This is a genomic window from Synechococcus sp. CB0205, assembly GCF_000179255.1.
In the GTDB taxonomy this organism is placed as follows: Bacteria; Cyanobacteriota; Cyanobacteriia; order PCC-6307; family Cyanobiaceae; genus Vulcanococcus.
Map to the genome: position 1 here is coordinate 62,813 of NZ_ADXM01000020.1, position 26,721 is coordinate 89,533.

The following is a 26,721-nucleotide window of genomic DNA, read 5'->3' on the forward strand; positions in this document are numbered from 1 at the left end:
CTCAGCTCCGCCAATCCAGCCAAGGCAACCCCGGCAAGATCGCCGGGGTGCTGCGCCGATAACTGACGTACTCCGGATGGAGCGGCACGAGGAAACGCTCCTCCCGCCGCGCTTTGCCGCCCAGCACCGCGGCCAGAGCAAAGAACAGGCCCAGGTGGAACAGGCTGCCGAGGGCCAGGGCTACCCCGAGCTCACAGAGCAACACGGCTTGATACAGCGGATGGCGGCAGCGCCCATAGGCCCCGGTCGTCACCAAAGCGGCCCCAGGCTTGGGATCCGGCAACGGCGTCAGGCTGGGTCCCAAGCGCCAGAAGGCCTGGGCGGCCAGCGCCAGGCCGACCAAGAGCAGCAGAACGCCAGCAAGGGCAAGCGGCAAGGGCCAGGCATAGCCCCAGCTGCCCGGGGCCGGCCAGGCCGGAAAAAGGGTGGCTGCGATCAACAGCAGCTGAGCCAGCAGCCACCACTCCCCGTGGCGGTTGTCCAACCAGCCGCCCCAACTGAACTGCCAGCCCTTAATTGGGGATTTCGGCGAGGGGGTCGAGGTCGGGTCCATCACTCTTTCCAGCCAGGACCAGTCTGAGCAGGATCGGCGCCAGGAAGGTGGTGCCAATCACCATCAACAAGATCGCTGCCTCCAGGGCCGGGCTGAGCAGCTTGGCCTGGGTACCAAGCCCCAGGAAGATCAGGCCCACCTCACCGCGGGGCATCATCCCCAGACCCACCACCAGGCGGTTCGTGGGTTCCTTGGAAACAAAGGTCCAGCCGGAGACGACCTTGCCCAGGATCGCCACCACCAGCAGGAAAGCGGCGATCACCAGACCGGCGCGGTTCTCGGGGTCTAGGGGATTGAGCACCGAAAGATCCATGCCGGTGCCGATCAAGACGAAGAAGATCGTGGCGAAGAGGGCCACCACCGGCTTCACCGCGGCCTCGATCGCATGGGTGTGGTTCGACTTGCTCAGGATCAAGCCTGCGGCAAAGGCACCCAGGGCCGCCTCCAGGCCAATGGCCGTAGCAGCGAAACAGCACAGGGTGAGCACCACAAACGAGGCCACCACCACATCGCCTGGGGCCTTGAGGCGATCAATCAACCAGTCGAAACCAGGCGCCGCGGTGCGGCTCAGGCCAATGGCAGCAACCACAAACACCACGGCCGCGGCCAGCAGCTTGAGAATCGGGCCCAGCTCCAGGCTGCCGCCGCCAGCGATGCTCACCACCACCGCGAGGATGACGATGCCGAGGATGTCGTCCAGGACGGCGGCGCCGATCACGATCTGCCCCTCCCGGGAGCGCAGCATCTTCAGCTCACCAAAGACACTCGCTGTGATGCCGATGCTGGTGGCCGTCATGGCCGCCCCGGCAAACACGGCGGGGATCACCTCCACGTGGAAGAGTGCCATCAAGCCCGCTGTACCGAGTGCAAAGGGCACTGCCACGCCGGCGACAGCGACGGTGATCGCCTGGGCACCGACGGCCACGAGCTCATCAAGGTCGCTTTCGAGACCCGTCAGGAACAACAGGGCAAAGAGGCCCAAGGTGGCCACCGCCTGCAGGCTCGGGAAACTTTCGTTGTAGACCTCGCCGACCAGCTGGGGCGGCACGTCCGCAAGCGAGCCCATCAGCTGGAGAGCCCAATTGGCCACCGCCGCCTGGGTCTCCGGCGGCACGATCAGGTGCAGGCCAGAGGCACCGATGATCACGCCGGCGATCAGCTCACCAAGGATGGTGGGCAACTGCCAGCGCACCAGCAGTTCCGCCAGTAGGCGAGCGGCCACAAAAATCACCAAGAAGCGGCCAACCCCAATCAGGGTTTCGACCACCTCGAGCTGATGGGCGCCGATCTCCGGCATAGCAGTCGTGAGTGATTCCGAACGAGAGTCTCGCCCGACGGCGCCATCTCCTGTGACAACGGCTACTTTCCGGCCAGGCATCAGCAGCTGGAGCCATGGCCACAGATTCCGCCCATCTCAGGCCAGCAGAGGAGTTTGAGGGACTGGACGCCTGGTGGCGGGCCGCCAACTACCTGGCGGTGGGAATGATCTACCTCCAGGACAACCCGCTGCTGCGGGAACCGCTGAAGCCGGAGCACATCAAGAACCGCCTGCTCGGTCACTGGGGATCGAGCCCAGGTCAAGCCTTCATCTGGGCCCACGCCAATCGGGTGATCCAACGCCACGGGCTCAATGCGATCTATCTCTCCGGTCCGGGCCATGGGGCCCCGGGGGTGCTCGGCCCCACCTATCTGGATGGCTCCTATTCGGAGATCTATCCCGACAAGTCCCAGGACACAGAAGGTCTCAAACGCTTTTTCAAGCAGTTCTCTTTTCCCGGGCACATCGGTAGCCACTGCACCCCGGAGACCCCTGGTTCGATCCATGAAGGCGGCGAACTGGGCTATGTGCTCTCCCACGCCTGCGGTGCGGTCTTCGACAACCCGGACCTGATCGCCATCGCCTGTGTCGGAGATGGGGAGGCGGAGACCGGCCCCCTGGCCACCAGCTGGCATATCAATAAGTTCCTCAACCCGATCAGCGATGGGGTGGTGCTGCCGGTGCTGCACCTGAACGGCTACAAGATCGCCAACCCAACGCTGCTGGCCCGGATTCCCGAGGAGGAGCTCAGCAGCCTGCTGCGGGGCTACGGGTGGGAGCCACTGTTTGTGGAGGGCAGCGAGCCCCGGGCCATGCACCAAGCGATGGCCGCGGCGATGGATCAGGTGGTCTCCCGGCTCCAAGCGATCCGCCAGCAGGCCGAGGCAGAGGGCGGCGCAGCGCATGCCAGTCGGCCGATCTGGCCGATGATCGTGTTGCGCTCCCCCAAGGGCTGGACGGGGCCCGAGGCGCTCAACGGCCATCGGATTGAAGGGTCCTGGCGCGCCCATCAGGTGCCCCTGCCGAACCCCAAGCAAGACCCCGCCCAACTTCAGCAACTGGAGGCCTGGCTCAAGAGCTATCGCCCCGAAGAACTCTTCGATGACCAGGGGCGACTGCGACCCGAACTGCAGGCGCTCTCACCGAGCGGCGCCCAGCGCATGGGCTCCAACCCCCATGCCAACGGCGGGCGACTGCGCCAGCAACTGACCCTGCCGGATCGCGAACGCTATGCGGTGCCGGTCGCTGAACCCGGAGTCAGCCGCCATGGCAACACCGCAGCCCTCGGGGAGCTACTGCGGGATGCAATCGCCGACAACCCGAACAACCTGCGGGTGTTCGGCCCCGACGAAACCGCCTCCAACCGGCTGCAGGCCATCTACGAGCGCAGCAAAAAAGTCTGGATGGAGGAACTACGCCCCGAGGACAGCGATGGCGGCGAGCTGGCCCGGCAGGGACGGGTGGTGGAGATGCTCAGCGAACACACCCTGGTGGGGATGCTCGAGGGCTATCTCCTGACCGGCCGCTACGGCCTGTTCCACACCTACGAGGCCTTCGCCCACGTGATCGCCTCGATGTTCAACCAGCACGCCAAATGGTTGGAGAGCTGCCGCCACCACGCGCCCTGGCGCGCCTCAATCGCCCCCTGGACCTGCCTGATCTCCTCCACGGTCTGGCGGCAGGACCACAACGGGTTCACCCACCAAGACCCGGGCTTCATTGATCTGACCGGCAACAAGAGCGGCGATGTGGTGCGGGTCTACCTGCCGGCCGATGCCAACTGCCTGCTAGCCGTGGCCGAGGAGGCCCTCGTCGAGCCCGACGTCTGCAACCTGATCGTCAGCGACAAGCAAAAGCACCTGCAGTACCTCTCCCTCGAGCAGGCCCGCGCCCATGTGGCCAAGGGCATCGGCCTCTGGAGCTGGGCCAGCAACGACCACGTCCGCGGTGAACCCGATGAGCCCGACGTGGTGATGGCCTGCGCCGGTGACATCCCCACCCAGGAGACCCTGGCGGCCGTGGCGATCCTGCGCCGGGAGCTCCCTGAGCTGCGGGTCCGGGTGCTGAACGTGGTGAAACTCTTTGCCCTGACCCAACCGAGCGAGCATCCCCACGGCTTAAGCGATCGGGATTTCGACACACTCTTCACCACAAATCGCCCCGTGCTGTTCAACTTCCATGGCTACCCCTGGTTGATCCACCGGTTGACCTACCGGCGCCGCAACCATGCCAATTTCCACGTCCGCGGATACAAGGAAAAAGGCAACATCAACACCCCGCTTGAACTGGCGATGAACAACCAGATCGACCGGTTCAGCCTGGTGATTGATGTGATCGACAGAGTTCCGGGGTTAATGTCCCGCGCTGCTCACATCAAAGAGCAGATGAAGGAATCGATCCTGGCGAATCGCGCCTACGCGCACGAGCACGGGATGGATGCCCCGGAGATCAGTCACTGGCAGTGGAGCACTGCAGTCCCAACCGAGCTGGCCTGATGAAAGAGCAATCGCCGCGTCAACTGCAACTGCCCACGCCCGGTTGCTACGCCGATCCCGACCGCAGCGGCTTGGCAGCCGATGACGTGTTCGACGGCATGGCCGAACACCTCTTCTACACATTGGGAAAGCTGGCTCCGACCGCCAGCCGCCACGACCTCTATCTCGCCCTCAGCCACGCGGTTCGCGACCGCTTGATGACCCGCTATCTGGCGGGCATTGAGGCGATCCGAGCCACCCCGACGCGGGTGGTGGCCTATCTGTCGGCGGAATTCCTCATCGGCCCCCAGCTGGGCAACAACCTGCTGATGCTCGGCATCCAGGAGGCGGCGACAGAAGCCCTGCGCCGATTCGGCATCGACAGCCTCGAAGAGATCCTTGAGGTCGAAGAAGAGCCGGGCCTGGGGAACGGCGGCCTGGGTCGCCTGGCGGCTTGCTACATGGAGTCCCTAGCCAGCCTGGAGATCCCCGCCACGGGATACGGGATTCGCTACGAGTTCGGGATCTTTGACCAGCTGATCCGGGACGGCTGGCAGGTCGAGATCACCGACAAGTGGCTCAAGGGCGGCTGGCCCTGGGAAATCCCCCACCCCGATCAGGCCTGCTTCGTCGGCTTCGGCGGACGCACCGAGAGCTACAGGGACGAGCGCGGCAACTATCGCGTGCGCTGGATCCCCGATGAGCACGCCATCGGCGTGCCCCATGACGTGCCTGTGCTCGGCTACCGGGTGAACACCTGTGATCGCCTGCGCCTCTGGCGCGCCGACGCCAGCGAGAGCTTCGACTTCTACGCCTTCAACATCGGCGACTACTACGGCGCCGTTGAGGAAAAAGTGGGGAGCGAAACCCTCTCCAAGGTGCTTTATCCCAACGACGGCACCGATGAAGGCCGTCGCCTCCGCCTGAAGCAACAGCACTTCTTCGTGAGCTGCTCGCTGCAGGACATGCTGCGCAGCCTGGAGCAGCGGGGCATCCCGGTCGAGGAATTCCCCGACCACTGGGCCGTGCAGCTGAACGACACCCATCCGGCCATCGCCGTGGCCGAGTTGATGCGTCTGCTGATCGACGACAAGCACCTGACCTGGGAGCAGGCCTGGGACATCACCTGCCGCTCCGTCGCCTACACGAACCACACCCTGCTGCCGGAAGCGCTGGAGAAATGGGGCCTACCCCTGTTCGGCTCCCTGCTGCCGCGCCATCTAGAGCTGATCTACGAGATCAATCGCCGCTTCCTGCAGGGCGTCCGCCTGCGCTACCCCGGCAACGAAGTGCTGCTGCGCAAGCTCTCGATCATTGATGAGGACGGTCAAAAAGCGGTGCGCATGGCGAACCTCGCCACCGTGGCCTCCCACCACATCAACGGTGTGGCCGCCCTCCACAGCGAACTGGTCCGCACCAAGTTGTTCCCCGAGTTCGCGGAGCTCTGGCCAGAGAAGTTCACCAATGTCACCAACGGCGTGACCCCCCGGCGCTGGGTCGCCCTCTCCAATCCCCCCCTGCGCAAGCTGCTGGCCGAGAGCATCGGTGAAGGTTGGGTCTCGGACCTCGATCAGCTCAAACAGCTCGAGCAGTACCAACACGACAGCGGCTTCCTAGAGCGCTGGGAGCAGACCAAGCTCGCCAGCAAGCGGCAGCTGGCCAACTACATCCACCGCCAAAGCGGACTGCTGGTGGATCCCTCCTCGATGTTTGACGTTCAGGTCAAACGAATACACGAGTACAAGCGCCAGCACCTCAATGCCCTGCAGGTGATTGCCCAGTACCTGCGGATCAAGAATGGCCAGGCCCAGGACATGGCCCCCCGCACCGTGATTTTTGGCGGCAAGGCGGCCCCCGGCTACTACATGGCCAAGCTGATCATCCGCTTCCTCAACGGGATCGCCGAGACGATCAACTCAGACCCCGACATGGACGGGCGGCTGCGGGTGGTCTTCCTCCCCGACTACAACGTGAAGCTGGGCGAGCGGGTGTATCCAGCCTCAGACCTCTCGGAGCAAATCTCCACCGCCGGTCTGGAGGCCTCCGGCACCGGCAACATGAAGTTCGCCATGAATGGCGCCCTGACCATCGGCACCCTCGATGGCGCCAACGTCGAGATCCGCGAACAGGTGGGAGCCGAGAACTTCTTCCTCTTCGGCATGACCGAAACCGAGGTGGCCCAACTCCAGAGCGAGGGCTATCGCCCCTGGGAGCACATCGCCAAACTGCCCGAGCTGCAGCAGGTGCTGAAGCTGGTGGAGCAGGGCCACTTCAGCGGCGGCGATGGTGACCTCTTCCGCCCCCTGCTGGAGAACCTGACGGGCCGCGATCCCTTCTGTGTCTTGGCCGACTTCAACGACTACCTGCGGGTGCAACAGCAGGTCAGTCAGGCCTGGGCCGATCGCCACGCCTGGAACCGGATGTCCCTGCTGAACACAGCCCGCACCGGCTTCTTCTCCTCCGATCGCTCGATCAAGGAGTACGCCGAGCGGATCTGGAAGGCCGAGGCCTTCCCCGTCACGATCACCTGCAACCTCGACGAGTAAGGAGCAAGCGGCGCCGTGGCGCTTCTGGTGCTGAATCTGGGCAGCTCCAGTCTCAAGGCAGCTGTCTTTGACGCGGCAGGAGAGCAGCGTCTCTGGAGCGACTCCCGTTCGGGTCTGGAGCTCCCTGCGGCTCTGGACACCTGGCTCAAACCGGCGTTGGCCCCCTGGTGGGGCCAGCTTGAGCGGGCGGGACACCGGGTCGTCCATGGCGGCGAGGTCTTTCGCGAACCCACGCCCATCAACGCCGCAACGCTGGCTCAACTCGAGGCCCTCAGCCCGCTGGCACCGATGCACAATCCACCGGCTCTGGAGGCGATGCGCTGGCTCCGGCAGCAGCAACCCCTACTGCCGCAATGGGCCTGCTTCGATACGGCCTTTCACGCGACCCTGCCGGAGGCCGCCTACAGCTATGCCATCCCCTTGGCGCTGCGGAGCCGGGGCTACCGCCGCTTTGGCTTCCATGGGATCAACCACCAACACGTGGCCAGGCAGGTCGCGGGGGCGCGGCTGATCAGCGTTCACCTGGGGGCCGGCTGTTCCCTGGCCGCCATCGCTGATGGCCGCTGCCTAGACACGACCATGGGCTTCACCCCGATGGAAGGGCTGGTGATGGCCACCCGCAGCGGATCCATCGACCCTGGCCTGCTGTTGGCGCTGCTGAAGGACGGGATGGCTGCCGCCGAACTGGAGGAGCAACTCAACCACCAGAGCGGACTCGCCGGTCTCTCCGGCCTGAGCGGCGACTGGCAGGAGCTGCGCGGGGCGGCTGAGCGGGGGCACAGCGGCGCCCAACTGGCGCTCGCGGTCTTTCTGCACAGGCTGAAAGCGGGCATTGCCGCCATGGCGGCCAGCCTGGGGGGCGTCGATCAGATCGCCCTATCCGGAGGGATCGGCGCCAATGACACCGCTCTAGCTCGGCAGCTCCAGACGGAGATGGCCTGGCTCGGGAAGCCTCAGTGGTTGCAAATCCCCGCGGATGAGGAGGGGATGATTGCTCGGCTGATCAGCGATCCGGAAGATCGGGGGTTTGATGCAGCAAACGGTTGAGGCGGAGGCGATCGGCGTTCAACGGATCAGGTGCCAACTCACCGGCGATCTCGCGGAACTTCTGCTCGACGGGCTCAGGAACGCGCACATCAAAGATGCGCTCCATCAGGGCCTCGATCGAGAACAGGTGGGCGTTGATGTTCTCAAGGTCGCTGACGGCCTGCTGGAGAGCATCCTGCGCCGAGGCCTCCTGGGGGCCTCCGGCAGCGGCGGGGGCAGGAGCCGCGTCAACACCCGGCTCAGGGGTGGATTTCTGTAGATCCTCGAGGACCCGACCAGCCAGGGTCCGGAATGACTGCAGGGCAGCCCAGCTCAACTCCTGTTGCTGACGCAGCGTCGGGTTCTCCCGAATCAGTCGGTCATGCTCCCGATAAAAGCGCTGACAGTCAGGGCATTGGCAGGGCTCTTCCGGCACCGCAGTCCCTTCATTGGTCAAGTCCAATCATGACACCAGGACGACTCAGAAATAAAGGGAATCTGAATTTGGCGTCTTAAGCGGCCAGGGAGTCCCCGGAATCACTGGCGTCCTCAGTGGCTCCAGGGATGGGGATCTCGATCGAGCTCACCACCTGAATGACGTCACGCAGGCGCATGGAGTCGGCAAACCAGGCCATGGCCTGATCGGTGTCCCCATCGCTGACCGCCTCATTGGCGCTGTCCTCATGGGCCTCGGCCAGGAGGGCTAACCAGCAGAGGCAGCGGGCCTGGATCACAGAGAGGTCGAGGCCGTCCGGAAGGCTGTCGACGATGCGCTCACTCTCCTGTTGCACCAGTAGCCGCAGCCTGAGATCATGCAGCTGTGCCATGGCCGTGTGGCGATTGGCACCACGCTAGCGGCAGTGGCAACGTTCAGCACGCCACTACCGGTAGCGGTCAATACCCCTGCGCCAATCGAGGACGGGGCTGGCGGGACTCGAACCCACGACCTACGGTTTAGGAAACCGTCGCTCTATCCGGCTGAGCTACAGCCCCCCAGGTCGCCATTATGGGGTTTGAAAGCAGGCGAGGTGATCGCGACCGGGACACGCCCCAGCCCTCGGGCTGGCGGAACGGACCGGTTGAGGAAAGTCCGGGCTCCCCAATGGCCAGGCTTGCTGGGTAACGCCCAGTGCGGGTGACCGTGAGGAGAGTGCCACAGAAACACACCGCCGATGGCCCTTCGGGGATCAGGCAAGGGTGCAAAGGTGCGGTAAGAGCGCACCAGCAGCATCGAGAGGTGCTGGCTCGGTAAACCCCGGCTGGGAGCAAGGCCTAGGAACAACGGTTGGCCATGACACCCGTTCCGCTTTTCTTGCGCCGCTTGAGGCCATCGGTAACGGTGGTCCCAGACAGATGATCGCCCCCGCGAAAGCGGAGAACAGAACCCGGCTTACGTCCTGCTTTCACCCCAATGAACGCTGAACGCCACGCCCAACTGCTGCAGTTCCTTCAAGCCCTGGGCCTGACAACCCCAGCGGAGATGGACCTGAAGCGGCTGGATGAGGCCCTCACCCACACCTCCGCAGGGCTCAGCGTCAACCACGAAAAACTGGAATTTCTCGGCGACGCCGTCCTGCGCCTGGCGGCCTCGGAATTCCTTGAACAGCACTATCCCAACTTGAGCGTCGGACAAAGCTCAGCACTGCGGGCCCAACTGGTCAGCGACCGCTGGCTGGGGGAACTGGGCCGAGCAGTGGGCATCGACGCTGTTTTGCGGATCGGCCCAACGGCCGCAGGAGACACCAGCGCCCGAGAGACCCTCAGGGCCGAAGCCTGTGAGGCCTGCATCGGCGCGCTCTATCGCCTTTGGGGGGACCTCACGCCCGTACTGCTCTGGCTCACCCCCCATTGGCAAGCCACAGCCAGGGCCTTTGAAGCCGATCCCCACCTGCACAACTGGAAATCAGCCCTGCAGGAATGGAGCCAGGGCCAAAAACGAGGCCTGCCGGATTACCGCTGCGAAGAGGTCAGCCAAGTCCACGCCGATCCCCGGCGGTTTCACTGTCAGGTGAGCCTGGGGAAGACGACCCTCGGTGAGGGCTGGGGACGCTCGCGCCGGCAGGCCGAACAGGAGGCCGCCCGGGTGTCCCTAGAGAAGCTCAGGCCTGCTCAAGGATCTTGAGGGGCATGGTGACGAGCTTGTCCCAGTTGCCACCTTCAAACAGGACGGCTGCGTTGCTGCCGCTGATGCGCTGCACGAAGCCTTGGTAGCCGTTGTAGATGGAGCGCCCATCGCGCACCACCACTGTGGAGCCGGGCAGGATCGGCAGGGAATCAGCCATAGAAAGGCCCAGTCGCCCATTCATTATCGAGGCTGAGGTGTGGCCCTTGGGCTGATGGAGCAACAACCCGAGCTGCTGGTGGTCGGAAAGATCGTTGCCGCCCAAGGACTGCGCGGAGAACTGCGGGTCAATCCCCTCAGCGATTTCCCCGAACGTTTCACCCAAGCCGGCCCCCGCTGGCTGCGCGCACCGGCCCAGAAGCGGGGGCCCGCGCCAGAACCCCGGGAAATCCAACTGCTCTCAGGGCGCCGGCTCCCAGGCAAAGAGCTGTTTGTGATCCGCATCGAGGGCATTGACGACCGCAGCAGCGCTGAGGCCTGCGTGGGCCAGGAGCTCTTGGTGCCAAGCGATCAGCGCCCAAAACTGTCCAAAGGCGAATTTCACCTGCTGGATCTGATGGGACTGGAGGTGCGGCTGCTGGAGACGGGCACACCCATCGGCCAGGTCCAAGACCTGCTCCATGCCGGCAACGACCTGCTGGAGGTCCAACTCAGCGGCAAAAAACAGCCCCTCTGGATCCCCTTTGTCGAATCGATTGTTCCCCGGGTGGAACTCGAAGAGGGGTGGATTGGGATCACACCCCCGCCTGGATTACTGGAGTTGGCCGACCCCAGCCCAAGGGACGGACAAAGCTGAACCAGCACCATGCCAGCGGGCAAAGCGGGCGGGCTTGGTTTGAAATGGTGTGGAAGAGGAGTGCACTTCATGGCGGCCCTGGTTCCAGTGATTTTGTGTGGCGGTACTGGAACCCGCCTGTGGCCCCTATCGCGGGCCAGTTACCCCAAGCAGTACTGGGCCCTTGCGGGCCAAGGGGAAGAGACCCTGCTGCAGCAAACCCAGCAGCGACTCGAGGGCATCGCCAACCTCCAGCCGCCGCTGCTGATCTGCAACGAGGACCACCGCTTCATCGTCGCCGAGCAGATGCGCCAGATCGGCGTAGATCCCTCGGCGATCCTGCTGGAGCCCGCGGGCCGCAACACCGCCCCAGCCGTGGCGATAGCCGCCCTGCAGGCCATGGCTGCAGGCGATGACCCGCTGCTGCTGGTGCTCGCTGCCGACCACGTGATTCGAGAAGGAGCCGCCTTCCGCCAGACGGTGCAAGCCGGTGTTGCGGCCGCGGAGGCGGGCCAACTGGTGACCTTCGGGATCGTGCCCACGGCCCCCGAGACCGGCTACGGCTACATCGAGGCCGCCCAACCCCTTGGGGACACGGGCACCCCCGTGCCGATCGCCCGGTTTGTCGAGAAGCCCGACCGCGCCACCGCCGAAGGGTTCCTGGGGACCGGACGCTTCACCTGGAACAGCGGGATGTTCCTGTTCAAGGCCAGCATGATCCTGGCGGAACTGGAGCGGCTGGCCCCCGAGGTGGTCCAGGCCTGCCGCAGTGCCTTGGCCCAGGGCGGCTCAGACCTGAACTTCCAGCGCCTCGAGAAGGAGGCCTTTGGCCAGTGTCCCAACGTCGCCATCGACGTGGCGGTGATGGAGAAGACCGACCGCGGTGCCGTTCTGCCGTTGCAGGCGGGCTGGAGCGATGTCGGCAGCTGGAGCGCCCTCTGGGAAACGGCTGATCAAGACGAGCAGGGCAATGTCCTGCGGGGGCGGGTCATCAGCGAGAACAGCCGCAACTGCTACCTGCGCAGTGAGCACCGCCTGGTGGTGGGCCTAGGCGTGGAAGACCTGGTGGTGGTGGAAACCAATGACGTGGTGCTGGTCGCCAAACGGGATCAGGCCCAGAACGTCAAAAGCATCGTCGGCCTGCTGGAGCAAAGCGGCGCGCCGGAGAGCAAGGCCCACCGCAAGATCTACCGGCCCTGGGGTGCCTACGACGGCATCACCGAGGGCGATCGCTGGCAGGTCAAGCGCATCAGCGTAAACCCGGGGGCTTCGCTCTCACTGCAGATGCACCACCACCGAGCGGAGCACTGGATTGTGGTGCAGGGCACCGCCGTGGTGGAAAAAGATGGAATCGAGCAATTGGTGGGTGAAAACCAAAGCACCTACATCCCCCTGGGCTGCAAGCACCGCCTCTCCAATCGCGGCAAGATCCCTGTGGAGATGATTGAAGTGCAGAGCGGTCCCTACCTCGGAGAAGACGACATCGTGCGCTTCGAGGATCACTACGGGAGAAGTGACGCCGCTGCAATCACCGCCGTCAGCAGCAAAAACGTGTGATCAGGTGCTGAGCTGCCGGGCCGAACACAAAGCCGTGAGTGTGCTGGTGAACCAGCGAGGTTGCCCGGATGCGGGAGGTCTCGCCACGTTGCTGCAGCTGCTCATGGCCGAGCTCCAAGAGCGTGGACAACAACCAAGACTGGCGCAAGGGTGGTGGCCCAGGTTGGGGCAGCAGTTGGTTGTGGTTGGGTGCAGCAGCCCCTGGGCTTACCTGCAACTCCTACGGCATCGGCTGACCAAACCCAAGAGCGCGCCGCAGTGGGTGCCTTGTTTCCATCCACCGGGCCACGTCAGGCACCCGGGCAAGGCACGATTGGCTCGAAGCGCGCTGCGGTGGGCTCAACGAGCGGGCGTGTCGGTGCTCGTTTTATCTCAATCAGAGCACGACCACCTGGATTCAGGGCGATGCAGGGTGATCAGCCTCGGCTTCGGACGCACACAACAAGCACAGGCCTGCACCCAACCGGAACCAACGCATCGGCCATTCGACCTAGTATTTTTAGGGCGACCAACACAGCAGAAGGGCTGGCCTGTCTTCGTTGAGGTTGTTGAACGCACGCAGCTCAACAGCCTGGCATACGTTCCTTATGCGCCAAGGAGTGGGCACACAGTACCGAGCAACCTTAAGATGGTGATCAGCGCAACGGATCAAGAGGTCAGGAAAGGGCTGCAGCACAGCAAGCTCCTGCTACTTCCATCCGACTACGAATCGTTTGGCTTTGCGCAAGCAGAGGCCTTGGCACTGGGGTGTTGTGTACCAGTGCTAGGAGAGTGGCCGCTGTGGCTGGGGATTTCCGAATTGGATTGGCGGGGTTGCAGCGCAGAACGGATGGCGGAGCGGGTTCTGGCGTTACTTTCTGATCGAGAGGGATGGGCAGTCTGCCGGCTGGAGCAACAACGGCGCTGGCGGAATCGAGCCGAGCGGAAAACACCGTTGTGGCCCTGAGCAGAAGGTCAGGATGACAGACAGCATCCAGCCGCAACAGCCGCTGGTAAGTGTGGTTATTCCCTTTCGCAATGCAGAGGACTGGCTGGAACACTGCTGCGGATCGGTTCTTGGGCAAACACTGAGACAGTGGGAAGCCCTACTGGTCGATGACGACTCCATCGATCAAAGCCGGCAGATTGCCGAAGCCATAGCCGAGCGTGACGGGCGCTTTGTGGTGCTCGAGAGTGGACGCAGCGCAGAGCACGAAGCTGGGCCCTGGCTGCCGCGCAACGTGGGCCTAAGAAAGGCCAAGGGACGATGGGTGGCCTTCCTAGATGCGGATGATCTCTGGCATCCACAGAAACTGGAAAAACAACTCAAGGCACTGGATCAACAGCAAGCGAATCTGTGTGTCACGGCCTACGTCAGGTTCCAGGCAGAGAGCGGGGTCATCCGGTCCTTCCGAACACCACCCCTGCGAATCGACAGCACGCTCCTACGTGCCGTGAATCCATTGCCGATGTCGAGCGCTGTGGTGGAGCGCTCGCTTCTGAAAGCACTAGATTTCAGACCGGTGTGCCATGAAGATCAAGATCTTTGGCAACGACTGTTCGATCAAAAAGTCGTGAGGTATGTCCGCCTCAGTCAACCTCTGATGGCTTACCGAAGACACGAACAGAATCTCACGAAAGGTGTACGAAATCGGATAGCGATGAAGTATCAGAACCTGATGGACACCCACCAACCCTTGTGGTGGTGCCTACCTCGATCAGCAATGTTAGAGATGCGCTATTGGCTGGAAGACCGGCTCTATCGAAACCTGAGGAGACCAGTTATAGATGTGGGCTTCCCAGAAGCTCCAGCGGATCTGTGCTCTGCCGAATTTGTGCGGGTATCCCCGCCGGACACACTGCATTGAGATGTTGAGAAACAGGCTGCTGGAAGGTGGTTTAAGGCAGAACAGATACAAAACAGACCAGTAGATGCAATACCAAGATTTACCTCCGGTCTGTCAGATCTCCAAACTCAGACGAGCGCAGCGCTGGTCACGAAAAACCGTTTTACGCCTATCGCTACTGCTGGCAGTCACGATGCTTTGAGTCAAGGCAGTGATGGCCATGATGCGTTAGACCATCTGAAGAGGGTTGACATAGATGGCAGGCGACACAGCGGAAGAGCCAACAGCACTACCGGCGGTGGTCTCAGCTCTACAAGCAGCTCGGGTTGCTGTGGGCTGGACGCAAAATGAGCTCGCCATGACCTCTGGTATCTCCAGGGTGACCATCGCTCGGCGCGAGTCCGGCGTGATTGCAAGCACGGTGTACGCCGACCAGGCGCTGCAGACGGCTCTGGGAAGGGCCGGGGCTTACATACAATCGCTGAACGATCCCGCGGGTGAGTATGCACTGAGTGTGGGGGGAGCGACTGAAAAGTCTTGGGACCGTGGGAAGAACGGTAAAGTCAGGGATTGCAAGCCGCTGCGATGGGCTACAAACTCCTGAGTCAAGGCACCTTTCTTCATGTCGGGTGTGGACATAAACGAGCCGATCAAACTCCATTCGCGCAACATGAGTGGCGAGAAATTCGAATGGATATCGACGCAGCAGTCAGCCCGGATGTGCTGGGGACGATGACTGATATGTCAAGCATAGAAAGTGAATCCGTCGACGCAGTTTTTTCTTCGCACAATATTGAGCATCTCTACCCACACGAAGTGCCTCAGGCGCTGTCGGAATTTCTACGTGTATTGCGGACAGGAGGGTTCGCACTGATTACCTGTCCAGACCTTCGGTCGGTCTGTCGATTAATCGCAGATGACAGGCTGACCGAGGCTGCTTATACAAGCCCGGCAGGCCCAATTGCCCCACTCGATATCCTCTATGGCCATCGGGCCTCGATGGCAGCGGGAAATCTGTATATGGCTCATCGTTGCGGATTCACGGAGAAGGTGCTGGCGGGCACGCTTCAAGCGGCAGGGTTCCAACAGGTGGCCAGCCTGACCAGGCCTCAGGCGTTTGATCTCTGGGTCTTCGCCACGAAGGAGACCTGGTCGGACGAGGCGCTCCAAAGAGCCGCCAGAGAGTTGATCGGCCGCTAAACAGGTTGTTGCGTAGTCAGAAAGCTTGAAAAAACCCTGGCTGCGCCAGGGTTTGCGTTGGTAGTCAGCGGGTAGTTTGGCTAGTTGGATCGATCAGAGCGACAGCTCGGCCTTCAGGGCTTTGGCGTAGCCAGCTTCTGCTGTGCGATAGACAGCGGTTTGGGCTTCGAGGCGAGCGAGCTCCTGCTGCACGAACTGAAGACTGACCACCTGGGCTTTGGCCGTTTCAGACAGATGATCGGTGTTGTACTCGGCGCCGTCGATCGAGATGGTGGGCATGGCTCTGGTGGAAAACGGCGCAACCTTAAGGGGAAAAGGCGACGGAGCCTAGGGTGGGGAACCGAACCCGAGAACGACATAAAGAGTCTGCCGTACAAAGAGAGAACATCAATGCCGTATTGAGAGTGGCGAGTGCTGTATCACTGCGCGAATAACAGTCATCAGAAGGTGATCGTTTTCAAGAAGACATTTGATGTCACAATACCTGAACGTAATGGGGTCAGATATAATGGCGGCCAAAGGCCGCCCATGGTTGATGTAAAGCAGATAATCAGAGAAGATTGTCATCAGCGCAGGAGCAGGATCAGTGAATCGTGTGATCACCCTCCTGCGCTACATGTTCAACCAAGCCATCCGATGAGGGACAGTTGTGTGAGAGTGAATCCCACAAAAGATATTGCACTTCACAGGCTGAATAATCAATGCCAGCGGTTCCTAAGCCAGGAGGAAGCCGTCCGCCTATTCGAGGCGGTGCGGCAGAGCAACAACCCAGTGCTCAGCTCCATTGAGGCAATGCTGCTGCTCACAGGGGCGCGCAAACGGGAAGAGATCGATGCCAGGTGGAGTTGCATTGATTGGGAGCGCCGCATCTGGAGGATTGCCATCAGCAAGAGCGGCAAATCTCGTTATGTGCAATTGAGCGACGGCGCGTTGTTGCTGCTGCGGCTACGCCGCTTTGAAGTGGGAGATCAATGCCCCTCGATCTTCCCGAATCCAAAATCTTGCGCACCCTACAAGTGCATCAACAATTCCTGGGACACAGCACGTAGGCGGGCAGGAATGCCAGAGCTGCGCCTCCATGATCTCAGGCATTCTTTCGCATCGTTCTGGATTAGCAGTGGAAGAAGCCTTTATGAGGTGCAGAAGAATCTTGGCCATAGCAGCGCCAAGATGACCGAACCTTATGCCCATTTAGCCCATGACACACTGTTGCCGGCATCCAACGCCGTCACACTGGCGCTTGGACCATGCATCGATACAACGTTGGTGGCATCAGCATCCAACAGCGATTGAAGCGTATCGGCAGTCTTGAACTAACCGTAGGCTGTCCGTAACCGGTCACCTCTCCTCATTGATAACAATGGTAAGGGCTTGCTTTAAAGTAAGCCCTTGCGGCAGTTGTCTCACCCGTGCCTCGCAGGGCGATAGCGGACTGCTTTGCTGGTTTTGACGCGCTTATTCCCCTCTCAAGTCGCGAGCTACTTTCAACTGACATAGCCAACTTCATAGTGCTGGAATGGCGAACCAAGCCCCCAAGGTCTGTTGAGACATATGGCGAATCTTCATTCAGTTCATACCAGATCAATTTTTTCCAGCTTTAGGAGCGGCCTCAAAGCGGCTCCTATGTCAGCACTCAAACAATTTGACACTGCGACTGGCAGTGAGAAATAACCATTCCCCTCCATTGTCTGGCTGTCCTTCCAGAAGGAACACTCCCCTCAAAGTGAGCGTTTATTAGTCAAAACCACATTGTGAAGACTAGTGATCACTAGTTCAGCTCACAAGGTACTACTTCTCCTTTGCATTTTCCAGTGCACAGAAACGACGCCGCCTTTGAGAGTGGCGTCTTTGTGCTGGAAGGGCATTTGCCAGCACTTAATAGAGAGTTCCAGAAAGTCTTGTTGTCCAGAGCGCTCGTTTGCCGCTTACGGCGGCACCTCGCTTTTACTGGATGACTACGGCAGTGCTGAAAGAAGAAGGTTTCCAGAAGTCATTGTTGTCAAAAACGCTCATCGCCGCTTTGAGGCGGCGCCTCGCTTAGTGCTGGATGACAGATGATGTACTGGAAGGGGGCGCAGATTGTTGCTCGCAGTAATGCACCAATTGAGCTTAGCCATGGGTGTGAGTATCCCAATATCCCCAAAAGAGGGAAAGGTGTGCCAGCGGAGGGTATCTCGGGATGTTTCCGTTAGGTTCTCCAGAGATTCGCAAGGATTCCATGGTGGGATATATCTTTGTGTCCTCATGGGAGGTTGATCGCTCTCGCGTTCGATTTGGGTTTTCATCGAACATCAAGCTATCACTTGATTCCCTGAGCGAAGCGGATTGGCAGCAATTAGTGGTGCAGAAGATTGTTGCTGGTGTCAAGGAGCAGCCATGCTGGATGAGATGACTAGGTCCTTTGAGAACCAAAGGAGACAAGGATATTGGTACAGGCTTGATACTGGACTGAAATGCATGCTGCAAGGACTGTCTGATGCGACCACGTATGAGCTTGAACCACAGCTCACATCAGCGTCCATGGTGTTTGAAGTAGTCGCCAATCCAAATGAAACGAGTCCCTATCGCACTCGCACCATGGCGAATGGAATCAAACAATGCAGGCACTACATCTTATGGATGACCAACGAATATCAGCGAGCAGGAGAGAAGCTGACACCTGCCAAGCTGATTCACCACCCCAGTAATGATGGGCGATTCAAGGATGAGACCATACGCAATACATTGGCAGATTTGCGAAAACGAGGCTTGCTATGCAGCGATCGGCACGATGGTGAGGTGTTGACGTTATTTGGGAGGAAGGAACTGGAGCGGTTGAATGCGGGGAACGGCATGACATGAAAAAGCCGCCCCGAAGGGCGGCAATAAAAAAGCCCCTCCGAAGAGGGGCTTCAGGATTGGAGCTAAGAATCAGACGAAGTCTGCAGCAACCAGAGCTTGGTTCAAGCCTTGGAGAACTTGATAGCCAGTGGTGTTGGCTGCAGTCAGGGCGCCATTACCTGTCACCAAGAGGGCATCATCATCAGTGCCAGCGTTGAACCCAGCAGCGATAGTGAACACGCCAGTCGCCTCAACATATTGGCCGTAGGCCACATAGGTTGTGCCGTTGGTCAGGAAAGCAGTGTCATCGACGCCGAGCAGAGTAGTTGGTGCAGTGTTGGCATTGACAACGTCGAGCTTTTCCGTACCACTTGTGAATGAAGTAATACGGTCAACCGCACCCGCAAAACCAGTCGCGAAGGTCACAGTGTCAGCAGCAGCAATACCACCACCGCCGATGGCAGTGAAGGTTTCACCGCTTGCGACAACACTGGTTCCCGCAAAACCGAAGGTGTCGAACATACCGAACTGGTTTGCGCCACCACCACCAGTCATAACATCAGCTCCAAGACCACCTTCAATAGTGTCAGCAGCTGTACCACCAACAATACTATCGTTGCCTCCCAGACCAAGGATAGAGAGTGGTCTAGTAAAAGCACCCATATTGATATTATCGGCAGCAGCGGAGCCCCGTGCAGTAACTCTTTGTGCTTCTGCAATGGCAAGCTGACCAGCTGCATTTCCTAGTGCAGATTGAACAGTAGTGAAATAGTCGTCGAGGTTGTACACGACTGCCCTTGTGAACGCAGCAATGTTGCTGGCTTCAGCGACCGTTGCATCAGTGTTAGCAGTAACAGCAGCCTGAACGTTGTTCAAGACAGCATCACTGGATCCAGCGATGTTGGCAGCCGAATCAGTCACAGCTTGAACAATGGTAATACCACTGTTGGTAGCGGCCTCTGCAATAGTGGCCTGGGCCACGGTGCCAGTGCCTGAGAACTGAATGACGACAGCGTCATTGAGGTAAGCACCACCCACGCCGATGTTACCGATCGCATCAAAAACGTTGTAAGTAACGGGTTTAGCGAAGCCAGCGATAATGGTGGCTTCAGCAACCGTAGCTGCGGTGTTGGCATTCACAGCACCCGTAACGGTGTTCAGGACAGCATCATTGGATGCAGCGAGGTTGACAGCCGAATCACTCACAGCAGCAACAGCGGTAGTACCACTGTTGGTAGCGGCCTCTGCAATAGTGGCCTGGGCCACGGTGCCAGTGCCTGAGAAGGTGATGTTGAAAGCGTCGTTGAGGTAAGCACCACCCAGGCCGACGTTACCGATCGAATCAAGAACGTTGTAAGCAACGGGTTTAGCGAAGCCAGCGATAGTGGTGGCTTGAGCGACCGTTGCAGCAGTGTTAGCAGTGACAGCACCAGTAACAGTGTTCAAGACATCATTAATGGTTGCAGCGATGTTGGCAGCCGAATCAGTCACAGCAGCAACAGCGGTAGTACCAGTGTTGGTAGCTGCCTCTGCAACAGTGGCCTGGGCCACGGTGCCAGCGCCTGAGAAGCTGATGTTGACAGCTTCGTTGAGATAGTTTCCTCCGGCTCCGATATTTCCTATCAAGTCGGTAACATCGTAGGCGACAGCCTTAACGAAGTTGGCAATATTTTGTGACTCAGCAACAGTTGCAGCAGTGTTAGCAGTGACAGCACCAGTAACAGTGTTCAAGACAACATTACTGGATGCAGCGATGTTGGCAGCCGTATCAGTCACAGCAGCAACAGCGGTAGTACCAGTGTTGGTAGCTGCCACTGCAACAGTGGCCTGGGCCACGGTGCCAGCGCCTGTGAAGCTGATGTTGACAGCTTCGTTGAGGTAAGCGCCACCCGCGCCGACGTTACCGATCGAATCAAGAACGTTGTAAGTAACGGGTTTAGCGAAGCCAGCGATATTGGTGGCTTGAGCGACCGTTGCTGCAGTGTTAGCAATGACAACACCAGTAACAGTGTTCATGACAGCATCACTGGATGCAGCGATGTTGGCAGCCGTATCACTCACAGCATCAACAGCGGTAGTACCAGTGTTGGTAGCTGCCTCTGCAACAGTGGCCTGGGCCACGGTGCCAGCGCCTGTGAAGCTGATGTTGACAGCTTCGTTGAGGTAAGCGCCACCCGCTCCGACGTTACCGATCAGATCAGTAACGTTATACAGAACAGGCTTAACGAAGGCGGAGATGTTGGTGGCTTGAGCGACCGTTGCATCAGTGTTAGCAGTGACAGCACCAGTAACAGTGTTCAAGACAGGATTACTGGATGCAGCGATGTTGGCAGCCGAATCAGTCACAGCAGCAACAGCGGTAGTACCAGAGTTGGTAGCTGCCTCTGCAACAGTGGCCTGGGCCACGGTGCCAGTGCCTGTGAAGCTGATGTTGACAGCTTCGTTGAGGTAAGCGCCACCCGCGCCGACGTTACCGATCGCATCAGCAACGTTGTAAGTAACGGGTTTAACGAAGCCAGCGATATTGGTGGCTTCGGCAACTGTTGCTGCTGTAGTAGCGGTCACAAGACCTGCAACATCGTTCAAGACTGCGTTGTTCGATGCAGAGATAGCAGCAGACGAATCATTGACTGAATCAATGGCGGTCAGTCCGCTATTTGTAGCACCTGAAATAACGGTAGCTTGAGCAATTGTGGCAGCTGTATTTGACGTAATATCAGTCGCATTATTCCGAATTGCATCAGTGGCCCCAGCGATCGCAGCGGAAGTATCCACAAGGTTATAAGGAACGCCAGTCGGAAGCTGAGCCGCCTCGGCTACTGTTAGGTTATTCGTTACGAATGGAATAAAGTTTGTGCCGACAAGATCTTGAGACTCAACTCCAACCAAAACGAGGGAAGAAGCGTTTGTAGCCAAGCTATTGGAAGCACCATTTCCAGTCGTCTGGACAATCAATGTGTCACTGCCGGTTCCATTCGCAGATATCGTGAATGAACCAGTTGTTGAATTGAAAGAACCAGAAGCGTAGAAAACGGCATCTGTTGCAGCCAAATTGGTTGCATTCTGACCGAGCAAGCTTGCTGGAGCTCCACCAGCTACTGCTTGAACCTGATCGCCACCAGCTCCGGCGACAAAGTTGCTGACAATATCTACGCCAGCTCCGAATGTCATTACGTCACCTTGCTGGACAAGGGCGCCGGCAAAGCTGGTCAAGGTTGCAGCAACGCTGTCGCTTGCTGCCTGAATAACCCGGTCAATGTTTTGGTCGGAGCCGACATTGACTGTGTCAGCACCGCTACCAGCATTAATTGTGTCGGCGCCTATACCAAGGTTGACGACATCAGCACCACCATCTGTACTCACATCATCGTTGCCTTCACCCGAATTAACATAATCGGCGCCATTATTGGTAGTGATGGTGTCCGCCAAGCTCCCACCGGTCACTGTGTCTGCGCCGGAGCCAGTTGAATATGTACCGGCAAAGTTATCACCAGTAAGAGTTAGCGCAACTACGGATGACGAGGCGTCGACAGTTACAGCACGAGTCGAATTGATGCCAGTAAAAGTTACACTAGAGAGATTTGCTGCGTTAAGAGCGAGTAGAGATATTGCTGTGTTATTGGTTCCGCTACCAGTGATGTTCAGCGTCTCCAGATCAGCCGCGTTGAGATCAAGGTCAACTGCGAAGTTGTTGGCATTAATGGTGACCGTTTCTTCATCAGTGACTGCAAAGGTCGACCCTGCTCCGATAGTGCCGCCAGCGTTGATAGTCAGCGCGTTGTCGGTGGTGTCGGTCGCGCGGAGGAAGCTGGAGTTGATCACATTCGGAGCCGCATCCAACACGTTGAATGTGTTGAGGTTGGCGCTAGCGTTGGTCACAGCCAGGGCAGCACCCGATTCAGCGATCGTGGTGATGGTGGTGTTGCCAAACACCGACATATCCTGCGCAGCGGCAGATGTCTCCAGGGTTTGGATGTTGCTCAGTTGAGCGCCGATGGCAGCGGTGCCAACGGCTGCGGTGATCACAACGGTGTTGGTGCCAGTGCCGCCACTGATGGTGTCATTGGCAGTCAGGTTGCCAGCGAGCACGATGCGGTCATCGCCTGCACCACCGTCCACGCTGTCGTTGCCAGCGCCGGTTGTCACTTGGTCATTGCCGTCACCAGCCAGCAGCACATCGTTACCAGCGGCGCCGGTCAGGATGTCGTTGCCAGCGCCAGCGGTAATCGAAGTACCAGCGCCAGAGGCAATCAGAGTGTCATCGCCAGCAGAACCCGTGATGCCGGTGGCATTCGCGGTGCCAGCGCCCATCACCAGAGCAGCAGTGCCGGTCAGGGCGGAAGCGTTGATGGTGGTGGCGTCAATGGCACCGGTGGTGATGCCATTGGAGCCGCTGATGTTCAGCACACCGGTGCCCGTGCCATCGGGGGTCACGGTGATGGCACCAGCCACCTGAGCGGTGCTGCCGCTACCGGTGTTCAGGTTGACGGTCTCATAGCCAGCGCTGGTGATATCAAAACCAGCAAACGCGTTGGACCCAGCATTGCTGTTGGTCAGGTTCAGCACATCGGTGGTGGCCACACCGGTGTCATTCGCCGTGAAATTACCGCCAAGCAGGCCGACTGTGTTGGAGGTGCCCAGGTTCACGCTCAGCGTGCCTGCGGGAGCGGTGATCGCGCTCACGCCAGCGGTGCCCGCCATCAGGGTGACGTTGGTGATGCCGCTGGTGATGGCAGTTGTATCAAGCGCTGCACCCAGAGCTGTCGAAACCTGCAGAATCTCGATTCCGCTGATGTTGTTGTTGGCAGTTGCAGCGTCGGCAGCAGTCACGCGGAGGGTGTCGCTGGTTCCGTCGCCACCGCTCACGGTTGCATTGCCACCGAAGGCACCACCAGCAAAGGCGAAGGTGTCATTGCCGAGACCACCAGTCAGACTGGAAGCACCTGCAGCGTTCACCGTGAAGGTGTCAGCGCCAGAGCCACCGGTCACGGTGACGTCGCCCTGCGCGAAGGTCAGGTCTAGAGCACCGCTGAGGCTGCCGCCCACCGGCTGAGCCACCGTGGTCACGGTCGCCAGAGCGTTAGTAATGCTCAGACCTGCAGTACCACCCACATTCAGGGTCGTCAGCTGGGCACCGTTCAGCGCAAGCAGGGCATTGTTGGTTGACCCACTGGAGGTCAGCGACAAGGTCTCGATGTTGGGGATCGAAACAATGCCACCAGTCACACCCGAAAGGGTCAAGGAGGCGGAGTCAGTGGGACCTGTCGCACCAGCGAAGTTCAGCGTCAGGTTGGCGCCAGTGCTCTGGCTTGTGATTGCAGTGCTGGTGCTCAGCCCGGAGAGGGTTGCGTTACCAGTGCTGCCGTTGTTAAGGATGCTCTGAACGCCAGTTGCATTAGTGAGATCCAGTGTGTTATTGCCCTGGAATGTGGCGTTAATCGACTGAATATTGCGGATCGAAGCCGGAGTGACGCTAGCTGCAATCGTGGCGATCAGCGTATTGGTGCCACCTGCGCCATCAATAGAATCAGGAGCGGTAAGGGTTTGCTGACCAGCCTGATTCAGACCGGCAACAAAAGTGTCATTGCCGGAACCACCGAGGTAGCTAAACCGCTCGGTAGTGAGAGTGATGGTCTCGCCAGGAGCTCCGTTGGCAACAATCGCGGCGACGGAAGCTGCAATTTCGACGCTGGTGGGTGCGTTTGTCGCAGTAGCGGTGTTCATGAACGACACCGCAGTCGCGAAGTTCGTTCCGCTCACCCAGGGGTTAGTAGACTGAGGCTGATAGGCCAGCAAAGCGCTGGCGTCAGCAGCGAGGTCAGCCGTGAAGGTAATGGCGGTGCTTGTCTTGTTGGCGAGGGCTGCAGTGTCAGCCGCAGAACCGGCGCCTTGGTTGACTGCATAAATGAGGTCGTTGGCGATCGAAGCCAACTGGAGGCGACCATCATTGATCTCCTTGGTCCAATAGAGGAGACCCGCGGAATCGGCAGCGCGGCCGAACAGATTCAGGTAGATCTGATTGACTTGGGCTTCGACCGAAAGACCCGCGTTCACACTCTGGAACTCGGGTTGAGCGAACATCTGAGCGGCGAAGGCCTCTGTCGAGATGCCTGAGCTGACCCAGTAATCAAGACCAGCTGGGTCTGCGGGGCGACCGAAATAAGCGACGTAGAGCTGCTGAAGCTGCGTAGCGGTTGCCATGCGTAAGTGCTGTCAGTTTGGTGAGTTAGGGGATCTCCGCAGCATCGCTGCGGCTGCCGAGAAACCCTGTGTGGGCCTGGCACCTCTGCAGTGAGTTACGCCGAAAAACGGCTACTCAGCACAGATACCCAGCAAATATACGGCAAACCGGCTCAGGGACAAGTCAAGACAGGGCATGTGGGCAATTGCAGACAGAGAACATGACTTGCTGTCTAGGCGAGCTGCAGGAGGAGAATGAGGATGGGTACAAGCCTGAGAACGCTGTCCCCAAGAGGGCTGGGCTCCATCCCGCGCAGGTCCCGGGGCGCCGAATGGACGGAACGAGCAAAGGTGAAGCACCGGCATCCGTGTGTCAGCCTGAAAAGTGCCCAGCAGGGGTACGGGCATGGAATAAAATTGGTTGAACAAGTATCAAGCTCTTGCCGTCGTCCACTGCAGTTGTCTTCGGCTGTACGGGGCAAGATGGCTCGCTTCTGAGCCGTGCTCTTCTGGAGCAAGGGTTTCACGTGGTAGGTGTCTCACGCTCGAGCAGTCCGAACCTGAGCACGCACCGGGCATTAGGGATTGCGGGCGAAGTAGAACTTGAAGCTGCAGACATCTGCGACTTTCGTGCCGTCCTCGAGTTGCTGCAACGGCACGACCCAATCGAGATCTACAACCTCGCGGCTCAGTCGTCAGTTGGGCTGTCGTTTCAGCAACCTGCTAAGACGTGCGAGAGCATTGTCACAGGTACTGTCAACCTACTTGAGGTTGCCCGCTTCGCGGAATTTCGAGGACAAATGTTCTTCGCGGGCAGTAGCGAGATCTTCGGGGATACACAAGGGCCAGCCGATCTCACAAGCATGCGGGATCCAGTCAGTCCGTATGCAGTGGCCAAGGACGCTAGCTTGAATATTGTTCGGGTCTACCGTGACGCCTATAAGTTGAGGTGCGTCACAGGAATCCTGTTTAATCACGAATCACCTTATAGACCGGCGACATTCGTGACACGAAAGATCGTAGACGGCGCAATGCGTTGTTCAAAGTGGAAATCGACGAGATTACATCTGGGGGACCTATCTATTGCACGTGACTGGGGTTGGGCTGAAGATTACATCGAGGCGATTCAGTTGATTACGAGAGCCGATCAACTGGTTGATCAAGTGGTCTGCACAGGGCGGATGGTCACACTCGAATATTTCGTTGACCGGGTATTCAAGGCACTATCGCTGAAATGGAGAGACTATGTGGTTCAAGACAAGAGCTTTTGCAGGCCCTCAGACATCCGATGCAGCGTTGGCAATCCAGAACCAATGGCAAGGAGACTTGGTTGGCGAGCAGAACATACCGTGGACCAGGTCATTGACCGCCTCGTCGAGCAAGCGCTCTTGGACGAGGCTATTGGATCCGTTAAATGACGAACGGAAGAGCAGCTGTGGAGACATTAAAGCTTAAGTCTTGGATCGATTGCCTCGCGACAGCTTCAAAAGTCTGGGTGAACCCCATGTTGGGGACACTAGGGGTTCCCCAGATGGACTGAAGGGCTTCCCGATCAGCAGGGGAGAACTGATGACTGATGGTTTGAAGATTAAAGTTATAGGTCATCACAGTCTCGCTGGGCAAGGGGCCGGTCGTCGAGGGGTTGTCTGTCTCACGAACACCAGGCCAGAGAGTGTTGTCAAAAGGGTGATCTAAGCCTAAGGAGTGGGCGAGCTCGTGTAGAGCGACAAAACGGAATAGCCTGGCGTACTGCGTGCTATCACCGGCCGCGAACCCTGTAATCTCATCTCGATAGGTGGAAATGGTTTGCCAGAACCCAGAGACAACACCGTCACCGCTAATGGGCCTACTAGTAGCACCCAATGTATTATCAGATCTGTCTGGTGCATTGTAGATTACGAGCGTGGCATCTTGCGCTGAGGCAACCGGCAAAAACCTGAGTGGCAGAAAGCGCTCGGAAGCTTCGTCAAACAGACGAAAGACAGAGGACCAAATCGCGCGCTCATTTTCAGAGAGTGAAAATCGATCTGAAGCATCATGCAGGTAGTAGTAATGGGTATAGCCAAGGTCTGACGTGCGCCAATTGGGCTTGGCACTGAAACGACTCCACTCTGAGCCGGACAAGCTCACAGAACCCGCTGTGACCGTGGAGTAGCGATACACCTCGGGATCGAGCAGGCTTAGCGATTCTGCACTGAGCTCGGCAGTGCGAGTCTGGGCATCAGTCGACGCACCAGAACGAGACTGCACCGCCACCAAAGCCTTGTCAAGCTTCAACTCAGAGGGCACGGTACTAGCACCGGTAACGCCTGCCAGGAACGAAC

20 protein-coding genes, 1 tRNA gene and 1 other RNA gene are annotated in these 26,721 nt (G+C 59.3%); 13 read left to right on the forward strand and 9 right to left on the reverse strand.

Translation table 11 applies throughout. The features are described from left to right. Nucleotide 1 precedes the first annotated feature (1 nt). Both CB0205_RS0102635 and CB0205_RS0102640 read right to left on the reverse strand, forming a co-directional pair. On the reverse strand, nucleotides 2-553 hold the full coding sequence (locus CB0205_RS0102635; RefSeq protein ID WP_043705262.1) for an isoprenylcysteine carboxylmethyltransferase family protein: 552 nt from the start codon (nucleotides 551-553) through the stop codon (nucleotides 2-4). After that, nucleotides 513-1,850 carry a cation:proton antiporter gene (locus CB0205_RS0102640; protein WP_010314004.1) on the reverse strand — a complete coding sequence of 446 codons (1,338 nt, stop codon included), beginning with the start codon at nucleotides 1,848-1,850 and terminating at the stop codon, nucleotides 513-515. The genes CB0205_RS0102635 and CB0205_RS0102640 overlap by 41 nt, the downstream gene beginning before the upstream one ends. Nucleotides 1,851-1,945: 95 nt before the next feature. Between CB0205_RS0102640 and CB0205_RS0102645 the strand changes: the two genes are divergently transcribed. Genes CB0205_RS0102645 through CB0205_RS0102655 form a run of 3 tightly spaced genes read left to right on the forward strand, consistent with a single transcriptional unit; the run spans nucleotide 1,946 to nucleotide 7,938 of the window. Continuing rightward, nucleotides 1,946-4,366: a phosphoketolase gene (locus CB0205_RS0102645; RefSeq protein WP_010314006.1), complete on the forward strand. Its 2,421-nt coding sequence runs from the start codon at nucleotides 1,946-1,948 to the stop codon at nucleotides 4,364-4,366. Next, nucleotides 4,366-6,891, forward strand: coding sequence for a glycogen/starch/alpha-glucan phosphorylase (locus CB0205_RS0102650; protein WP_010314008.1), 2,526 nt, complete (start codon nucleotides 4,366-4,368; stop codon nucleotides 6,889-6,891). Before CB0205_RS0102645 ends, CB0205_RS0102650 begins: the two co-directional genes overlap by 1 nt. Nucleotides 6,892-6,906: 15 nt before the next feature. Next, complete coding sequence (locus CB0205_RS0102655) at nucleotides 6,907-7,938, forward strand: acetate/propionate family kinase (protein ID WP_010314009.1); 1,032 nt, start codon at nucleotides 6,907-6,909, stop codon at nucleotides 7,936-7,938. On the opposite strand, the gene CB0205_RS0102660 is transcribed toward CB0205_RS0102655, so the two are convergent. From CB0205_RS0102660 to CB0205_RS0102670, 3 genes are all read right to left on the reverse strand, one after another. Next, a complete protein-coding gene (locus CB0205_RS0102660; RefSeq protein WP_010314011.1) occupies nucleotides 7,895-8,353 on the reverse strand; it encodes a hypothetical protein in 459 nt (152 codons plus the stop codon). The two genes, CB0205_RS0102655 and CB0205_RS0102660, sit on opposite strands and share 44 nt — an antisense overlap. A 76-nt stretch (nucleotides 8,354-8,429) precedes the next feature. Next, entirely contained in the window at nucleotides 8,430-8,744 is a 315-nt protein-coding gene (locus tag CB0205_RS0102665; protein ID WP_010314013.1) for a hypothetical protein, read from the reverse strand. Nucleotides 8,745-8,836: 92 nt separating this feature from the next. Further along, nucleotides 8,837-8,910: transfer RNA gene (locus CB0205_RS0102670), tRNA-Arg, on the reverse strand. 22 nt (nucleotides 8,911-8,932) lie between these two features. Here CB0205_RS0102670 and rnpB point away from each other — a divergent pair. Together rnpB and rnc are read left to right on the forward strand one after the other, a co-directional pair. Next, an RNA gene (gene rnpB, locus CB0205_RS15020) (RNase P RNA component class A) lies at nucleotides 8,933-9,326 on the forward strand. Nucleotides 9,327-9,328: 2 nt separating this feature from the next. Beyond that, nucleotides 9,329-10,039 (forward strand): ribonuclease III, encoded by a 711-nt coding sequence (gene rnc, locus CB0205_RS0102675; protein WP_010314015.1) that lies wholly within the window; start codon nucleotides 9,329-9,331, stop codon nucleotides 10,037-10,039. On the opposite strand, the gene CB0205_RS0102680 is transcribed toward rnc, so the two are convergent. After that, on the reverse strand, nucleotides 10,017-10,199 hold the full coding sequence (locus CB0205_RS0102680) for an NAD(P)H dehydrogenase subunit NdhS (RefSeq protein ID WP_010314017.1): 183 nt from the start codon (nucleotides 10,197-10,199) through the stop codon (nucleotides 10,017-10,019). The genes rnc and CB0205_RS0102680 overlap by 23 nt on opposite strands. A 54-nt stretch (nucleotides 10,200-10,253) precedes the next feature. Between CB0205_RS0102680 and rimM the strand changes: the two genes are divergently transcribed. The 5 genes from rimM (at nucleotide 10,254) to CB0205_RS0102710 (ending at nucleotide 15,397) form a co-directional block, all read left to right on the forward strand. Continuing rightward, nucleotides 10,254-10,835 carry a ribosome maturation factor RimM gene (rimM, locus tag CB0205_RS0102685; RefSeq protein WP_029626067.1) on the forward strand — a complete coding sequence of 194 codons (582 nt, stop codon included), beginning with the start codon at nucleotides 10,254-10,256 and terminating at the stop codon, nucleotides 10,833-10,835. Nucleotides 10,836-10,904: 69 nt separating this feature from the next. Further along, the gene (locus CB0205_RS0102690) at nucleotides 10,905-12,371 is read left to right on the forward strand and encodes a mannose-1-phosphate guanylyltransferase/mannose-6-phosphate isomerase (RefSeq protein ID WP_043705266.1); all 1,467 of its coding nucleotides are present in this window, start codon (nucleotides 10,905-10,907) and stop codon (nucleotides 12,369-12,371) included. Between the two features lie 959 nt (nucleotides 12,372-13,330). Next, nucleotides 13,331-14,218 (forward strand): glycosyltransferase family 2 protein, encoded by an 888-nt coding sequence (locus tag CB0205_RS15015; RefSeq protein ID WP_010314024.1) that lies wholly within the window; start codon nucleotides 13,331-13,333, stop codon nucleotides 14,216-14,218. Nucleotides 14,219-14,453: 235 nt separating this feature from the next. Next, nucleotides 14,454-14,801 (forward strand): helix-turn-helix transcriptional regulator, encoded by a 348-nt coding sequence (locus CB0205_RS16710; RefSeq protein ID WP_043705268.1) that lies wholly within the window; start codon nucleotides 14,454-14,456, stop codon nucleotides 14,799-14,801. Then, entirely contained in the window at nucleotides 14,783-15,397 is a 615-nt protein-coding gene (locus CB0205_RS0102710; protein WP_029626069.1) for a methyltransferase domain-containing protein, read from the forward strand. Before CB0205_RS16710 ends, CB0205_RS0102710 begins: the two co-directional genes overlap by 19 nt. A 93-nt stretch (nucleotides 15,398-15,490) precedes the next feature. Here CB0205_RS0102710 and CB0205_RS0102715 read toward each other — a convergent pair whose 3' ends face one another. Then, nucleotides 15,491-15,676, reverse strand: coding sequence for a DUF6447 family protein (locus tag CB0205_RS0102715; RefSeq protein WP_010314032.1), 186 nt, complete (start codon nucleotides 15,674-15,676; stop codon nucleotides 15,491-15,493). A gap of 357 nt (nucleotides 15,677-16,033) precedes the next feature. Between CB0205_RS0102715 and CB0205_RS16255 the strand changes: the two genes are divergently transcribed. Both CB0205_RS16255 and CB0205_RS0102725 read left to right on the forward strand, forming a co-directional pair. Next, complete coding sequence (locus tag CB0205_RS16255; protein ID WP_010314034.1) at nucleotides 16,034-16,690, forward strand: site-specific integrase; 657 nt, start codon at nucleotides 16,034-16,036, stop codon at nucleotides 16,688-16,690. 1,164 nt (nucleotides 16,691-17,854) lie between these two features. Next, nucleotides 17,855-18,238 carry a hypothetical protein gene (locus CB0205_RS0102725; RefSeq protein ID WP_156797768.1) on the forward strand — a complete coding sequence of 128 codons (384 nt, stop codon included), beginning with the start codon at nucleotides 17,855-17,857 and terminating at the stop codon, nucleotides 18,236-18,238. 69 nt (nucleotides 18,239-18,307) lie between these two features. Here CB0205_RS0102725 and CB0205_RS16685 read toward each other — a convergent pair whose 3' ends face one another. Next, nucleotides 18,308-24,418: a DUF4214 domain-containing protein gene (locus tag CB0205_RS16685; RefSeq protein WP_071777927.1), complete on the reverse strand. Its 6,111-nt coding sequence runs from the start codon at nucleotides 24,416-24,418 to the stop codon at nucleotides 18,308-18,310. Between the two features lie 419 nt (nucleotides 24,419-24,837). On the opposite strand from CB0205_RS16685, the gene CB0205_RS0102765 reads away from it, so the two are divergent. After that, nucleotides 24,838-25,815, forward strand: coding sequence for a GDP-mannose 4,6-dehydratase (locus CB0205_RS0102765; protein ID WP_010314052.1), 978 nt, complete (start codon nucleotides 24,838-24,840; stop codon nucleotides 25,813-25,815). Here the strand turns inward: CB0205_RS0102765 and CB0205_RS0102770 are convergent. Continuing rightward, nucleotides 25,808-26,721, reverse strand: a 914-nt coding sequence (locus CB0205_RS0102770) for a hypothetical protein (protein ID WP_010314055.1), incomplete at its 5' end; no start/stop codon positions are given. The two genes, CB0205_RS0102765 and CB0205_RS0102770, sit on opposite strands and share 8 nt — an antisense overlap.